The organism is Gemmata palustris, from assembly GCF_017939745.1.
In the GTDB taxonomy this organism is placed as follows: domain Bacteria; phylum Planctomycetota; class Planctomycetia; order Gemmatales; family Gemmataceae; genus Gemmata; species Gemmata palustris.
In genome coordinates this window covers 5100419-5114379 of the sequence record NZ_JAGKQQ010000001.1, presented here as the reverse complement: position 1 = coordinate 5114379, position 13961 = coordinate 5100419, and the positions used below count along the sequence as shown (strand labels likewise).

At 62.7% G+C, this 13961-nt stretch carries 15 protein-coding genes; 12 read left to right on the top strand and 3 right to left on the bottom strand.

Annotation, left to right across the window (positions count from 1 at the left end):
- Positions 1-9: 9 nt before the first annotated feature.
- Positions 10-1029 (bottom strand): 3'-5' exoribonuclease YhaM family protein, encoded by a 1020-nt coding sequence (locus J8F10_RS21015; RefSeq protein ID WP_210657085.1) that lies wholly within the window; start codon positions 1027-1029, stop codon positions 10-12.
- A gap of 78 nt (positions 1030-1107) precedes the next feature.
- The gene (locus tag J8F10_RS21010; RefSeq protein WP_210657083.1) at positions 1108-1806 is read right to left on the bottom strand and encodes a hypothetical protein; all 699 of its coding nucleotides are present in this window, start codon (positions 1804-1806) and stop codon (positions 1108-1110) included.
- 172 nt (positions 1807-1978) lie between these two features.
- Here J8F10_RS21010 and J8F10_RS21005 point away from each other — a divergent pair, with 172 nt between their 5' ends.
- The 12 genes from J8F10_RS21005 (at position 1979) to J8F10_RS20955 (ending at position 13144) form a co-directional block, all read left to right on the top strand.
- Positions 1979-2854 (top strand): DUF72 domain-containing protein, encoded by an 876-nt coding sequence (locus tag J8F10_RS21005; RefSeq protein WP_210657081.1) that lies wholly within the window; start codon positions 1979-1981, stop codon positions 2852-2854.
- Positions 2855-2934: 80 nt separating this feature from the next.
- Positions 2935-3264, top strand: coding sequence for a helix-turn-helix transcriptional regulator (locus J8F10_RS21000; RefSeq protein WP_210657079.1), 330 nt, complete (start codon positions 2935-2937; stop codon positions 3262-3264).
- Positions 3257-3847, top strand: coding sequence for a hypothetical protein (locus J8F10_RS20995; protein ID WP_210657077.1), 591 nt, complete (start codon positions 3257-3259; stop codon positions 3845-3847). The genes J8F10_RS21000 and J8F10_RS20995 overlap by 8 nt, the downstream gene beginning before the upstream one ends.
- A 224-nt stretch (positions 3848-4071) precedes the next feature.
- Positions 4072-4536, top strand: coding sequence for a hypothetical protein (locus J8F10_RS20990; protein WP_210657075.1), 465 nt, complete (start codon positions 4072-4074; stop codon positions 4534-4536).
- Between the two features lie 1172 nt (positions 4537-5708).
- Positions 5709-6950 carry a phage major capsid protein gene (locus J8F10_RS20985; protein WP_210657073.1) on the top strand — a complete coding sequence of 414 codons (1242 nt, stop codon included), beginning with the start codon at positions 5709-5711 and terminating at the stop codon, positions 6948-6950.
- Positions 6951-7048: 98 nt separating this feature from the next.
- Positions 7049-7582 (top strand): hypothetical protein, encoded by a 534-nt coding sequence (locus J8F10_RS20980; RefSeq protein WP_210657071.1) that lies wholly within the window; start codon positions 7049-7051, stop codon positions 7580-7582.
- Positions 7583-7620: 38 nt separating this feature from the next.
- A complete protein-coding gene (locus J8F10_RS20975) occupies positions 7621-9057 on the top strand; it encodes a phage portal protein (RefSeq protein WP_210657069.1) in 1437 nt (478 codons plus the stop codon).
- A gap of 11 nt (positions 9058-9068) precedes the next feature.
- The gene (locus J8F10_RS39110; protein WP_246524617.1) at positions 9069-9626 is read left to right on the top strand and encodes a hypothetical protein; all 558 of its coding nucleotides are present in this window, start codon (positions 9069-9071) and stop codon (positions 9624-9626) included.
- The gene (locus J8F10_RS20970) at positions 9535-10269 is read left to right on the top strand and encodes a terminase large subunit domain-containing protein (RefSeq protein WP_246524389.1); all 735 of its coding nucleotides are present in this window, start codon (positions 9535-9537) and stop codon (positions 10267-10269) included. Before J8F10_RS39110 ends, J8F10_RS20970 begins: the two co-directional genes overlap by 92 nt.
- A 19-nt stretch (positions 10270-10288) precedes the next feature.
- Positions 10289-10930 carry a helix-turn-helix domain-containing protein gene (locus J8F10_RS20965; protein WP_210657065.1) on the top strand — a complete coding sequence of 214 codons (642 nt, stop codon included), beginning with the start codon at positions 10289-10291 and terminating at the stop codon, positions 10928-10930.
- Positions 10912-11631 carry a phage terminase large subunit family protein gene (locus J8F10_RS20960; protein WP_210657063.1) on the top strand — a complete coding sequence of 240 codons (720 nt, stop codon included), beginning with the start codon at positions 10912-10914 and terminating at the stop codon, positions 11629-11631. The genes J8F10_RS20965 and J8F10_RS20960 overlap by 19 nt, the downstream gene beginning before the upstream one ends.
- A gap of 1 nt (position 11632) precedes the next feature.
- A complete protein-coding gene (locus J8F10_RS20955; RefSeq protein ID WP_210657061.1) occupies positions 11633-13144 on the top strand; it encodes a hypothetical protein in 1512 nt (503 codons plus the stop codon).
- Between the two features lie 26 nt (positions 13145-13170).
- On the opposite strand, the gene J8F10_RS20950 is transcribed toward J8F10_RS20955, so the two are convergent.
- A complete protein-coding gene (locus J8F10_RS20950; protein ID WP_210657059.1) occupies positions 13171-13689 on the bottom strand; it encodes a hypothetical protein in 519 nt (172 codons plus the stop codon).
- Positions 13690-13961: the final 272 nt, after the last annotated feature.

The window sequence follows — 13961 nt, the reverse complement described above, 5'->3', positions numbered from 1 at the left end:
CAGATACCGTCACACCTTGCGTGCCTTTAACAGCGGGCGCCCGAGGACGGGGTCGCGGTCGGTGAACGGGCCGTCGGACGTGTCGCGCGTGAGGCACCGGACGTGCATTTCCAACTTCCCGTCGAGTTCGTCCGCGTGGTGGAGGATCAGGGCTTCGGGGATGCACGGGAACCGCGACGCCCCGCGCTCCGGGAGCCTCAGCGGTGTGATGACACAGTGCAACAGCAGGTTGAGCAGTTCGGGGTCGAGGTCGGGTACCGCGCTTGCGGCCGTGCGGATCATGTCGTAACCGAGGAACAGGTGCCCGAACAACTCGCCGGGGACGTTGACGTGCCCGGGTTGACCGGGCGGCAAATCTACCCCGCGGACCCGGCCGATGTCGTGCAGCACGGCGGCCGCGATTACCAGACCGCGATTCAGGGGCGGGTTCAGTTCGGGGAATTGGGCCGCGTATCGGTCCGCCAACCACGCACACGAGCGCGCGACCGAGAGCGTGTGTTCGAGCCAGCCGCCCGCGAACGGGTAGAAGTGCCGCGTGGAGGCCGGCAGCGTTTTCAGCGTGTCGGCGTGTGTCGTGAGCAGATTCAGAGTGAGTGCGCGGAGCGGGCCGTCTGCGACTTCCCCACTTACGAGAGCTTCGAGTTCCGCGAACATCTCGGCGGGGTCGTGACGGGAGCGCTCGACGAAATCGAGTTCACTGAACCCGTCCGCGCGGTCGCGGTCCTCGACCTGCCGAATCTGCTCGACATCGAGCTGCGGGCCGTACTTCTCGTGCTCGGTGTAGGTCGCGCGCACCTTGAAGAACTGCCCGACCTGCCACTCTTGGGCCTGATCGAACAGCGGCACGTCGCCCCAAATGGGCACGGCCCCGACGGTGCGCTTGGCGTCGCGGTACTTGCAGGTGATGAACGGTTTGCCGTCCGTCAGCGTCTTACGCTGCTTCTCCGCGAGTTGCACGAAGCAATCGACGTAGTTTCCTGCTTGGAGATCGGACAGCTTCGCCAGCACCGGCTTCTTGGCTTTGGACATGGTGCGACTCTCAGTGGTGAGAGTGCATCGTACCGCGGGACTCTGCAAATGGCGATGGAGTAGAGAAAACGTGCCCGGTCACGGCTTGCGGATCTCGAAGCGGAAGGAGCCGATGAACCGCTGGGATTTGCGATCGAGTTCGATATCGGGCGGGTTCACCGCGATGGCACGGTAGACGCGCGAGCCGTTGATGAACACCTTGATCCGCGTCACGAACTGGTGCCCGACCGCGATGCGATATTCCCGACCGGGGAAGCCGTTCTCAACGAGCACGCGATCATCGAGTAGCACCGGCGTTGTGCCGCCCGGCGACGCACTCATGAAGATGTCGCGGATGTCGTCGAACTGCTCATCAATTGGGTGCGCGGCATCTTTGGCCGAGAGGTCCGAGAATGTGAGCGAGTAATTTGTGTTGTGGCTCGTGTCCGCCACGTTCAGGCTCTCGCCGTTATTGCCGGGGGCCGATTGCACTTCGTGTTGCGGGGCGTGTGGGAATTCGACACTGCACGCCCCGTCTGTAGTGGTGTGGCGGCTCCAGCCATCGGCCGGCCGCGACCAATACTTGCCGGTCGTTGCGACGAGTGACACGAGGCCACCGAGCACGATCACCGGGCCGAGGAGCTTGAGCCACTTCCCGGTCTTCGCGTGCCACCGATCGGCTTCTTCGCTCACGCCCGGTTTCTTCCCGAAGACGCGAAAACCGACCAGCGTCACACAGATGCCGATGAGAATGGAGATGCCGTTCGGGATCACTTCGCCGAACATCTGAGCGGACATGAACGGTCTCCGGGGCTTGTGGATCTGCACAGTGTAACCGCGGCGGTGGCTGGTGTCGCGCAACTGAACCGTAACGGCGTGTGCGCGTGCGGTTCACCGAGTTACCGCGCATGACAGAGTGCGGTTAGAATATCTCTCTCGCCCGCTCCGCGCATACAAACTGTAAGCTCGAATGAACGTTCGGATCGGTACGGCGGGATATGCGTACCCCGCGTGGGTCGGCGGGTTCTACCCGCGCGGCACCACACAACACGACATGCTGCCGTACTACGCGACGCGGTTCGCGGCCGTCGAAATCAACTCGTCGTTCTACCGCCCGCCGACGCGCGAGCAGATCACGAAGATGGCCCGCCGGTCGTCGCCCGGGTTCGGCTACACGCTCAAGGTGCCGAAGTCCGTGAGCCACGAGAGATCGATCGACGACATCCCGGCGTTCAAGCAGGCCGCCGACCACCTCGCCGCGACGGGCAAGTCGCTCGGGCTGATCTTCCAGGTGCCGGAAGCGTTCCACAACACCGCCGACAACCGCGCGTGGATCACGCACGTCGGCGCGCAACTGAAGCCGCACCGGGTGGCGGTGGAGTTCCGGCACCGGTCCTGGAACGCGCCGAACTTGCGCGAGTGGATGGAGCACGTCGATCTGGATTTGGTGAGTGTGGGCGTCCCGGATGTGCCTACTCTGTTCCCACGCGGACTACGAATCGCGAACCGTCGCATCTACGCCCGTCTCCACTCTCAGAACGCCGATAACTGGTATCAGGACGGCAAGCTGCGCTACGCCTACGACTACACCGAGGCCGAGCTGCGCGAGTGGGCCGCCGGGCTAAAGGCCGCGGCCGAAAAGGGCCGCGCGGACGAGGCGCTGATCTTCTTCAACAACTGCGTGGGTACACGGGCGATAAGTTTGGAGATCACCGCCGACGAGTACCAGCGCGCCGGGATGCCGGACGCCATTGCGAACGCCAAACGGCTAGAAAAGGTGCTGCGCGACACGCCCGGCCTCACCGTGATCGACCCACCGCAACCCCCGAATTTGTTCGACGAGTAGCGATCCTACCCGTGTGCTTGACATCAGCCGCTGGTCGAGATAACATGACCTTAGTAAGGTCGCGTTACTTAGGGGGTGCCATGCCACTGCCAGACATTACTCACTTGCAGTTTCTGCTGCTCGCCGCGCTCTTGGATGGCGAGCAATCGGGAAGATCGCTTCGCGCCCTCTTGGAGCAAGAGGGGCATCGCAAATCGGCCCCTGCGTTCTATCAGTTGATGGCTCGGCTCGAAGAGTCCAAATTCGTAGAAGGTCGGTACGAGCAGAAGATTGTTGCGGGGCAAACTATTAAGGAGCGAGTCTACAAAGTAGCAGCCGCGGGCGTTTCGGCGCTTGGTACCGTCCGTGATTTTTACGCTGGGTTAGATGCTGCCAGAGGGCTCAATTTGGGAGGCCTCAGCAATGGCTGATCGGGACGATAAATTCTTGAAAAATCAGTTGCTGAAACGCCTCTGCTCGTTCAGATCGTCATCGGTCGTGATAACAGAGTACAAAAGGGGCATTGCTGTATCGTTTAACATGGAATCGGATAAATTCGATCATGATGTGATAAGTAGGTTGGTTGAGCATGTGAATTCGACGTCGTACAAACCGAAAACCATAACGCTTGACGAGGCGAATAACAGGGTGGAGTTGTCTGATTTTGAAAGAGTAGTCGCATCCGAAGAGTTGAAAGGGGCTCTCATTCGCTGGTGGAATTTATTCCCCTTCCTCCTCCCACGCTCAGTCAGAGAAAAAGTGTACGAGCCGGCTCATGAAGAATTGAAGGAAGACTATCTGCTCGCCCATGCCCTCCGGGAGGGTTGGTTCAGTAAGCGATGGCTATCATTTTGCTTCACCGTCAGGACAATGATCCTTGTGAACCAGAGCCTCTGGGCAGCACTCGGCTCAAAATTTCGGAAGACCGCACTCGTACTTCTTGTTGGCATTGCTGGCACTCAAAGTTCCGAGGCGATCCGAACGTGGCTCGCACGATGGTTCAGACTGATGTGAACATTCGTTTTAGCAATCTCGCGACCCGGGGCATCCTTGCCCCGGGTTTTTCATTTTCACCTGCATTTCAAGCATTTATGCACTTCAAGCTGTCAAGGGTATTTTTGTAAGCGTAAAATGTTTTACTAATAAAATTTCAAATAAGACAACGATCGCGCGATAAATATTGATTGTTGACACCCGGCCGGGTAACATTCAGGGTAACTGCTACCCGGAGTGCCCCTATGGACGTGTCGACACCGACAGCAGCGCGAATCCTGCGCATCTCGCGATTACACGCGCACCGCATGTTGCTCGGTCTGGGCTGCGTTCCGCGAACCCTCAGCGACGGGCGACGTCGGTGGGGTGTGCGACACCTGCTCGCAGTCCTCACCACATCCGCGCTCATCGGCCGTGGCGTGCGTGGGACCGAGGCTGAAGCCGTAGGACGCGCCATAGCCTCAATCGCCTCCGACGAGATGTGCGAGGCCGCGATTGCTGACGGGCGCTCCTGGGTGATGCTGGTCGGTCATCAGGCGATGCCGGAGTTGCTGTTTCGCGCGAATGTCGAGAAGTCCGCCAAAGCCCACGCGGAACAACTCAGTGCGGCCGGACTGCAAATAACTGCGATCGACATTGCCCCGCTTTATGTGGACCTGCGAGCGGCAGTTACCGCGGCCACAGAGGGGGTGCGTGATGCCAGCGAGTGAACCGGAGATGGTCCCGTCGTCGGACGCAATTAGCGCCCTGGCGCGGCTCCTACGCAGTGTGCGGGACGACATTGTGCCGGTGGTTATGGCGGGCACAGGACTCACAAACCGAATTGTGATCGTCACGGGAAAAAGAGAGCCGGGCAAAGATTTGCCCCAGAAATGAAAAGGCCGAGTGTCGCGGCAAACGACACTCGGCCTGTGATTGTGACGCGGTATAGCAGGGCCGTGCCACACAATCATCGTACAGATGACAGCCTCCGAATGGAAGCCCTGAAGGGCGCTGCTAGGTGTTATCCACACCTATCCGGAAACGGGCACCGCTGCATGATGCAGGGCGCGCAGAGGCGAAAGCACAGCAACAAGTGGGTACTGCTGACCCGGCAGAAGGCCAGACGCCAATAGGCGAGTAACCAGGGACACGGTGGACCCGGAGGGGGCCACCTTACTGACCTGCCCCGGTGTGCGTCCGACACCCTGCCGGGCTTAGCTGCGGGTCAGCGCGCAGGGTGAAAGCCCGGGATGCGCGAACCAAACACCCGGGCCGGGATGTGACCAACCGACGACGGGGGTGCCTTCCGACCGACTCCACAGGGGTCGGTCTGCTCCCTCCCTCCTCCGGGAATGACTGAGTGAACGAGACAAATGGGGTGGGGGGTGTCGTGAAATTCAGGCGGCACGGCATCTTCCACCCCGCCAATCAGGACCGAGGCGAGGTGGATAAGTGATCTCCCTGGTGTGCGTCGGGTTCGTCGCGGTGGTGGGGTTCGTGCTGGGGGCGGTGATGGCTCTATTCCTCACTCAGCCTCGGTCTGGTGGGAGCGTTCGATGAAGTGCGAGCGGTGCCCGAACCCGGCTGAGCCTGAGTACGTGCTCCGCGACCGTGGGCGGGTGGTCCGAGTCTGTGAAACGTGCTGGTGCTTCGCACTTCGACGAACCGGGTATCGACGCGGTCGCCATGTGGACCGGCGGGCCGACTACGCGGACACTAGGGGGAAACGGTGAAGAACATAACGAAGCAGGTCGAACGAGCGATTGCCGACGCCGTAAAGGGTGGAGCGCTCCCGAAAAATACCGCACACGCTACTGTGGCGCTGTTGCGGTGGGGAGGGCACCTGAGCGCACCGGACGCGAAGGCGACCACGAAACAAGTCCGGGGTGTGAGATCGAAAATGGCAAAGTTGAAGAACACCCCGGCCTCGGTCGGGGCGGGGACTAAGGCGGGGAAGATTTTCGCCGGCGCGAAGGTCAAGGACGCGGGCGATCGGCTCTCCGAGAAGAAGTACGCGATCAAGGGCCGCGACGGGAACCCCCTGCGGTGGGGCTCGAAGAACGTCGAGACCGCCTCGGAAAAAGATCATGCGATCGTAGGCGTGTGGTTCAAGAGGACCATGCAAAAGGCTGGTGTACCGGGCATCACGCTCACCGATTGGGAAAAGTCGCTCCTGGCGGACCACGTGGAAAAGGGGCGGTGGGTCGGAGACGTCGCCGGTGCCTACTACGGTGGCGGGGCCGACCCGTCGGACTACGTGCCCAACACGCACGTTAAGGCGCTGATGGACGACACTGTGAGTGGCGGCTTGTTCCTGACGCCCTACGAGTTCGACAGCAACATCGTCACGCTTCCGCTGCTTCACTCAGAGGTCTTTAGTCTCTGCGATGTCGTGCCCGTGAGCGCGCGGCGCATCGACACCGCGCGCCTAAACAACCTGTCTCTGACTTGGGGACAAAATCCCGGGACCGCGCTCACGCCCTTCAACACGGCCTCGCTCGTCAGTGAAATCCCGACGCCTACATACCCGGTCGCGGGCGCGATCGAACTCGACAACAACATGCTCGTCGACTCGCCCGTGAACATCGGGGCGAAAGTGACGGAACTGTACAGCGAGCGCCTGAAGGCCGAACTGGATCGCGTGATCGTCAACGGGAACGGCTACAACGAGCCTTTGGGGGTCACCAACACGTCGGGGCTGGTGACCGTGAACGCGGACAACGGCACGGGTGGACCGCCGACGGTGAGCGATTACGAGTCGTTGATCTTCAGCGTCCAGAAGCAGTACCGTCAGAAAGACTGGAACCCCGCGTTCGTGGCCAACGACACGTCTTACCGTCGCGCCCGTGCGATCCCGGTTGGTCCCGGTGATGAGCGCCGGGTGATGGGGATGGACAACCAGTCCTACACCTTGTTGGACTATCAGTACAAGGTTCAGAACGACATCCCGAATACTCGCATCCTGTTCGGATGCTGGAAGCGCTACCGTGCGTACCAGCGCCTCGGCTCTGAAGTTGTGGTGACTCGCGAAGGTCGGCAACTCACGCTCACCAACACGACGCTCGTCGTGATCCGCGCTCGCTTCGGCGGTCAACCAATCGACCCCAACGCCTTCGCGCTGATGACCGACGCGCAGTCGTAAAACGTAACCGCTCGGGGCAAATCTTTGCCCCGAGCATCTCACACTGTTCTCACGTACTTCACACGTCATTCTGTGGCCTTTTACGGCCCGGGGGAATCATGGTTGAAATCGAGATCAACAACGAGCGGAACGGCGATCTTCTCTTTCACCCGACCGGCGAGCGCGTCCGCGGCCGGTTCGACGTGCGGGCGATCAACTCGCCGGAAATCGGGACGCTGGTGCGCGACCTGCCGAATGGCGTGCCGGGACAGGTAATCCGCTTCGACCCGACGACGGGAACCGGTGCGATCGTGGAACCCCTCCACGACTTTCAGTACACGGCCACACGCGCGGCTATTGAGAAGCGCATCGGGGGTGCCGTGGACTTCGACAAGCCGGTGAAGGAGTTCCCGAACGCCCACGCGGGCACGTGGCTCGGGTGGATGCGGCGGGCAGTGGTCGCGGGTGTGGCTCGGGTGGTGAAGGGGAAACTCCCAGATTCGGACCCGCCGGACATGCGCCGCGGCATGTACTACACGGAAAAGGCGGACCCACGGGACACCACGATTAACCAACTGGTGGCACTGCTAACCAGCAAGCTCTCGCCCGCGGAGCGGAAGGAATTGGCCGGAGGGTTGGCTGTCGCGAAGTGAGGTCGGTTTTTTCGTCGCCCATTCGATAGGTATTTCCGATGTTCGATTGGCTGAATAACGGCGTGCCCTCTGTGAAGGCTCCCCGCGGTGCCACTCTCACCGCGGCCATCGGACCCGGCTCAACGGGCGGGAGTAGCCCGACCTGGAACGACAACGACACCCGGCGACACCTCGCTGAGTGGGTGTACGCGGCCGTGCGTGCCACCTCGCAACGCATCGCGGCACAACCCATTAAGGTTGGCCGCAAGCAGAAGAACGCAAAGAACCGTCCCTCTGGGGCGAAGTCCACGGGCTCGCGGAACCCCGCGGCCAGTGGTTCGGACGTGAAGGAGGCCCCGGAACATCCCCTTCACGACATCCTCGACCAACCGAACCCGTACCTGACGGAATCGACGCTCATCTCGCTCATCGTGGCCTCGCTGGAGGTTACGGGGACGGCATTCCTCTGGTTCGATGAGCAAGAGAGCGGAAACCCGCGTCTATGGTACCTCCCCACGGGATGGGTGCGTGAAGACCCGGACTACGTGGGGCTACCGCTCACGCGATTCATCGTTCGTGCCGAAAACTCGACTGACGAGTACCGCCTCGGTTCGGCTGAGTTGATTCGGATGAGCTACCCGGACCCCGCCAACCCGTTTCAGTCACTCTCCCCGCTGAAAGCAGCGTTCCGGTCCGTGTTGGCCGACGAACAGATTCTCGACTCACAAGTTACGAGCTTCCGCAACGGCGGGCGCCCTGGTCTTCTGGTTAAGGTAGGACAGGACGCATCGGGGTCGGGAATTGGTGACCAGGACGACTCGCCCGCGCTCACAGCGACGCAGAGGCGCGTCCTGACGCAGCGAATCAAGGAAGCCACTTCCGGCGCGGCGAATGCGGGCGAGCCGATCATCCTCGACGCGATCATTAAAGAGGTGACACGGATCAGCAACACGCCCGCGGAGATGGACTTCACGGCCTCGTCGCTACTCACGCGCGACCGGGTGTTGGCCGCGTTCGGTACACCGAAAGTGTCGTTGGGCATGACCGACGATGCGAACCGCGCGTCCGCGGTCGTGTCGGACGAAACGTTCTGCTTCTCGAAGTGCGCTCCCATCTGCCGGCTGATTAGCGATCACCTCACGAACTTCTTTCGTGTGGTGTACGAGGACGCCAGTCTCGTCGTCTGGCTGGAACCGCCTCGTCCCCGCGACCCGGACGGGCGGCGGGCGGACCTTCAACAACTGATCGGTGCCGGCGCGATCAAGGTGAACGAACTGCGGGCCGAACACGGCTTACCGGCCGACCCGGACGGCGACGTCTGGGTGAAATCAGGGCCGGCGCCCGTGGAACAGAAACCTGATCCCGCGGAACCGAAACCCAATCCCGACCCACCGAAGGGCGTGCGGACGTGGGATCTGCTGTCGGAAGCCGAGCGGCGGAATGTGTTCGCTCGGAACGCAGCACATCGGAGCGGGCGCCCAATTTCGCTGGAGTGAGTTGGCACGCAATGGCACGTGGTGGCAACAAAACCGACGCCCTTCTGATCGCGGCCCTCGCGACCGGGGCGACTCACGAGCAAGCGGCAGCGGCCGCGAACGTGAGTCTTCGTACCGTGGCCCGGCGGATGGCCGATCCCGCGTTCCGCCGGTCGGTCGATGCCGAGCAGGTTGCCATTATCGAGCGGTTCACCGGCGGGGCGGCGAGCAAGTTGGGTGCGACGCTGAACCGGTTAGAGCAGTTGGTGGACAGCAAGAGTGATGTGGTCGCGCTGGGTGCGTGCCGGGCGATGATTGATGCCGTCATCCGTGTCCGAGAGCACGCGACGCTGACCCGCGAAGTAGCCGAACTGAGGGCGAGTATCCATGAATCTGCGGTCGGAGGTGGCGCGCCTCCGCAAGATCGCGGCGAGTCGCCGAGTGAACCCGTTAGCCACGGCAACGCTCACGGCACTCAAGGCGGACCCGGCCGCAATCATGAAGGGTGCGGACCCGTGGCAAGCAGCGTTACTGCGGAGCCATTGGGCTCAGTGCCTACTCCTGGCTTCCCGACAGGTTGGGAAGTCTGAGACCTCGGCAGCGGCAGCGCTTCACACGGTACTCGCACGAGCGGGCGCGTTGGTCCTCATCACGGCCCCTTCGCAGCGCCAAGCCATCGAATGTTTCCGTAAGGCCGCGGAGCGCTACGAGCGGTTGGGACGGCCGGTCCCGGGTAAGGTGAACGCCACCTTCATGGAACTCGCGAACGGCTCACGGTTGCTCGCGGTTCCCGGTTCTGAGAAGACCATCCGCGGGTTCAGTGCGGTCTCGCTCCTGGTGGTGGACGAAGCGGCCCGCGTGCCCGACGCTCTGATGGCCGGTGTGCGGCCGATGCTCGCGGTGAGCGGCGGGAGGTTGCTGGCGTGTACCACGGCGTTCGGGAAGCGCGGCTGGTTCTACGACGCCTACAGCGGATCGGAACCGTGGTACCGGCTCAGGATCACGGCCGACAAGTGCCCACGCATCACCTCCGCGTTCCTGGAGAGCGAGCGCAAGGCACTGGGCGAGCGGCACTGGAAGCAGGAATACTTCTGCTCGTTCGAGGACGCGGAAGGGGCCGTGTTCGACACGGACGACATCTTGGCCGCGGGGAGCGACGAGGCACCGTTCTTCGAGCCCGCGCGACCCCGGGGCAAAGATTTGCCCCACGCGGACTTTCCCTTGACCTATTGAGATTCGCAAGAGCGAAAGAATGAAACCGCGGGACTACAACCCGGATGAACTGAAGGGGGTGCGGTCGGCACCGGTTCCGGGGGTTCCCGGGTTCCGCGCCGACGAGCGCGGGCGGTTGTGGCGGTTGAGGGGTGGAGTCTGGGAGCGCTACGAGAGGCTCAGTTCGACGATCAGAATGAACGGGCGGCAGGTTCTCATCCGGGCGCACCGCATGGTCTGTTCCGCGTGGCACGGCGAACCCGGTGGCCGTGGCTGGTCGGTTCGGTTCCTGGACGGGAACCGGGAGAACCTGAGACCGAAGAACCTGGAATGGTCACAGAAGCGCGTGGGTCGGCCGCGCACGCTCACCAAGTGGAAACAGGCGGACGCCCTGGAGCGCGCCGAGGCGGGCGAGCAACTGACCGACTTGGCCCGCGAGTTCGGCGTTTCCGTGGCCACCATGACCAACCTGTGCAAGAACTACGTCCGCCGCGGTCGGTCCGTGGCCGCGGTCGCTCACCACGCGACACTGTGCCCCCCGGAGCAACGCGCCGAGGCCGTGCGTCAACGGCTGGCGGGGCGTAAGGCGACTGCGGTGTCACGGCGGTTCGGTATTAGCACAACGCTTCTGGGTGAACTCGTGAAGCGCGCGAAGGAGAGCCAATGCACACCATCGGCGTAGACCTCGGAAAGCAACACGACTTCACCGCGGCCTCGGTCGTGCGGTCGAAGTTCCTCGACGCGGCGGACCAGAAGCGGATGCACTTCTGCGGGCACCTGGACCGGTGGCGGGAACCGTACCCGAAGACCGTGGAACGGGTCGTGAAACTTGCGAACCACCGCGATCTACGGGCCGCGACGCTGTGCGTGGACCAGACCGGAGTCGGTTCCCCCGTCGTCGACATGCTCCGGGACGCGCTCCCCGGGCGCCGGGTGATCGGTGTCACCATCACCGCGGGGAGCACAACCACACGCGGCGAGCACGCGCACGACGTCCGCGTACCCAAGAAACTCATCGTCCACACCTTTCAGGCGCTCATGTCCGAGCGCCGGTTGAAGATGTCCAATGAACTGGCCCTGTTCCCGGTCCTCCAGACCGAGTTGCAGGTGTTCCGGGTGAAGATCACGCCCGCGGGGAACGAGCAGTTCGGCACGTGGCGCGAGCGCGACCACGACGACTTAGTTCTGTCGCTCGGTCTGGCCGCGTGGCTCGCGGAGAACGTCCCCGGCCCGCTCACGGACGAGCAGGTGCGGAACCTTGTCCTCAACGAACCTGCCTCGGTGCCGACTCGCGATTACAAGAGCGCCGCGGCGGGCGAGTACGTCCGCACGCGCGCCGAGGAACTGGCGGACGATCTACCGGCCCTTTTCGGAGACGAGTGAAATGGACCAGACCGTAAACATCGTCCTGAAGGTCGGGGACGCCGCACAGGTGCTCTCCAATCTCGCAAAAGCGGCCGAGGGCGAACCATCGGGTAAGCTCATCGAGAACGCACACGGGAGCCGGTCGAACCTCCGGGGAGAGCAGGCGCGCTCCGAGCGCCAGTACAAGGAGCGCATGGAAGCCGCCGACAAGTGGGCGGGGCGCGCCCGAGGCGCAACGGGCGGTATCACGTCCCTCATCGGCAGCGCGGGACCGGCCGGGCGAGTGATCGGGGCCGTGGTCCAGTCCCTCGACGTGGCACTGAACAAGACCGCGAAGGGGCTGGAGATCATGAACGACTCGTTCACCAGCAGCGCGCAGAAGACGCGCGCCCTGGTGAGCGAGTTCATCCCACTGGGCGAGTCCCTCATCAAGTTCACCGACGCGCTGGACGGCACCTCGGACAAGATGGCGCGTCAGGAACTGAACCACCGCGTTGAGAAAGCCACGGAGGGGGTTGCGTACTCGGAATACGCGAAAGTGCGGGGCGCGCGGTACGAGGCATCGAACGCATCATTCATGGCTCAGGCCGCGGAGAGGTTCAAGTACGGGGCGCGGGACACGTTCGACCGAACCACAGAAGGCGGGCGCATCGGGCACGCGAACGAGGCGATGTACGGGTCGGCACGGGACCAACTCACCCGCGCGCTACGCGACGAGCACGCGGCCCGTCAGGGCGTGGCCCGGTCCGAGGGGCTGATGAGTGGGACCGACAAGTTAATCGGCGAGCGCGAGGGCACCGTGAACAAGAGGCGCGAGGAGTTGCGCCAAGTCGAGATCCTGGAATCCCGTGGCATCCGCCAGAAAAGTGAGATCGATAAGGCGCAGCGGGCAGTAGACATCGCACAGGGCGAGTTGATGACCGCGCAGAAGATGAAGGAAGAGGAGATCAACCGCCTCAAGGAGCGCCAGTTGGCCCTGGCGCAAGCGCAGTCCCAAGTGCGCAAGGCCGATATCGAGATGTCCAAGACGGAACTGGAGATCGCGAACAGGAAAGTTGAACGCGCGTCGGGTGCGGCCGAACGCATCGGGGGCATGAACCGAGGCGAGCGGATGATGGGGGTTAACGCGCTCCGGTTGATCGATCGCGTGGGAGCCGAGAACCTTCCCCCTGAGATCCTCGCCTCGGCAGGATCGATCGCGCCCGGGTACGTCGCGGACGCCAAGCGGAAATCCGGTGAGAAGGCCGTGAGGGGCATGTTCTTGCCGGATGAACTGAAACGGTACTTCCCGGACGGCATGGGCGGGAGTGACTTCGATAAGTCGATTAAGGACCAGTACAAATACCTCGACAAGCTCCAGGCCGATGTACAGGTGAAGATCCAGCTTGACGAGGAAGCGCTGGCCTCGAAGCTCGCGGAGAGTTTGGGACCGGTGATCGGACGACTACTCAAAGTTACCGAAGCGAAGATCACCGACGCGGCCCGGAGCACGCGGACCGGGGCCGCGATCCAGGCGAACACAAAGAACTAACGCGCGTACCCCGTCGCGCCACGTGTCTATCTGATAGGTGTCGTGCTGTAGTCGCGATCCTCGTACTTGAGGTGACGCGGGGTACGCCCGTACTTGTTGTTGAACTGGATCTGGAGATCAATCCACCGGCGGAATACCCGGTTGTATTGTTCGCTGTGCTCCGGTACCCCGGCCTTCTTCATCCGATCCAGTTCGTCGCACACTTCCGAGTATTCAGCCTCAACGCGCGCAATCTCTGGGTTTGGGCGCGCAAAGTACCACGCAGCACCGACGACAAGAGACACAGCCACGGCCACGGCCGCACAGATGAACAGGAGCTTGACGCCACTCCCGGTGTCGTTCCGGTGGTATTTGGATCGAGTGGAGTAGCGTTTGGTGACGGGACCGGTAGAGAACTCTAACTCTGGTGGATCGGGTGCTTTGGTGACCGGTGCGGGAACGGTCAGCGGTTGGCGACAGTGGGGACAGCCGACAGCTTGACCGGCGGTCATTTCGTGAACGGTGAGCGCTTGGTGGCACGTCGGGCAGGTGACGATAAAGGGCACGGGCGGACCCCCAAAAGTGCGGAGCGGCGGACGCAGAGCCGCTCCAGCAGGCCCGGCCAAGAGCCTTCAATGAACGGACCCTGGCCGCCGCCCCTTTCGGGGCGTGGCTAAGTCCGCTTCATTGAAAACACCGTGACCCTTGCGGGTCACGTTTGGCCGGTTCGCTGGAAGCGAGACCATGCTCAACGCATGGTTCAAGTTGTTATGGGGCGCACGCGCCCCGCTTTTGCTCTGCTTACTGCTCTCCGAGTGAGTGCCCCGACCACACGGTC

What these genes read in the sequence shown, in the direction of transcription:
- J8F10_RS20980 (WP_210657071.1), top strand. Translation starts at nt 7,049, where the DNA reads ATGGTTGAAATCGAGATCAACAACGAGCGGAACGGCGATCTTCTCTTT.
- J8F10_RS21000 (WP_210657079.1), top strand. Translation starts at nt 2,935, where the DNA reads ATGCCACTGCCAGACATTACTCACTTGCAGTTTCTGCTGCTCGCCGCG.
- J8F10_RS20975 (WP_210657069.1), top strand. Translation starts at nt 7,621, where the DNA reads ATGTTCGATTGGCTGAATAACGGCGTGCCCTCTGTGAAGGCTCCCCGC.
- J8F10_RS21010 (WP_210657083.1), bottom strand. Translation starts at nt 1,806, where the DNA reads ATGTCCGCTCAGATGTTCGGCGAAGTGATCCCGAACGGCATCTCCATT.
- J8F10_RS20970 (WP_246524389.1), top strand. Translation starts at nt 9,535, where the DNA reads ATGAAGGGTGCGGACCCGTGGCAAGCAGCGTTACTGCGGAGCCATTGG.
- J8F10_RS39110 (WP_246524617.1), top strand. Translation starts at nt 9,069, where the DNA reads ATGGCACGTGGTGGCAACAAAACCGACGCCCTTCTGATCGCGGCCCTC.
- J8F10_RS20965 (WP_210657065.1), top strand. Translation starts at nt 10,289, where the DNA reads ATGAAACCGCGGGACTACAACCCGGATGAACTGAAGGGGGTGCGGTCG.
- J8F10_RS21005 (WP_210657081.1), top strand. Translation starts at nt 1,979, where the DNA reads ATGAACGTTCGGATCGGTACGGCGGGATATGCGTACCCCGCGTGGGTC.
- J8F10_RS20995 (WP_210657077.1), top strand. Translation starts at nt 3,257, where the DNA reads ATGGCTGATCGGGACGATAAATTCTTGAAAAATCAGTTGCTGAAACGC.
- J8F10_RS20990 (WP_210657075.1), top strand. Translation starts at nt 4,072, where the DNA reads ATGGACGTGTCGACACCGACAGCAGCGCGAATCCTGCGCATCTCGCGA.
- J8F10_RS20985 (WP_210657073.1), top strand. Translation starts at nt 5,709, where the DNA reads ATGGCAAAGTTGAAGAACACCCCGGCCTCGGTCGGGGCGGGGACTAAG.
- J8F10_RS20960 (WP_210657063.1), top strand. Translation starts at nt 10,912, where the DNA reads ATGCACACCATCGGCGTAGACCTCGGAAAGCAACACGACTTCACCGCG.
- J8F10_RS21015 (WP_210657085.1), bottom strand. Translation starts at nt 1,029, where the DNA reads ATGTCCAAAGCCAAGAAGCCGGTGCTGGCGAAGCTGTCCGATCTCCAA.
- J8F10_RS20955 (WP_210657061.1), top strand. Translation starts at nt 11,633, where the DNA reads ATGGACCAGACCGTAAACATCGTCCTGAAGGTCGGGGACGCCGCACAG.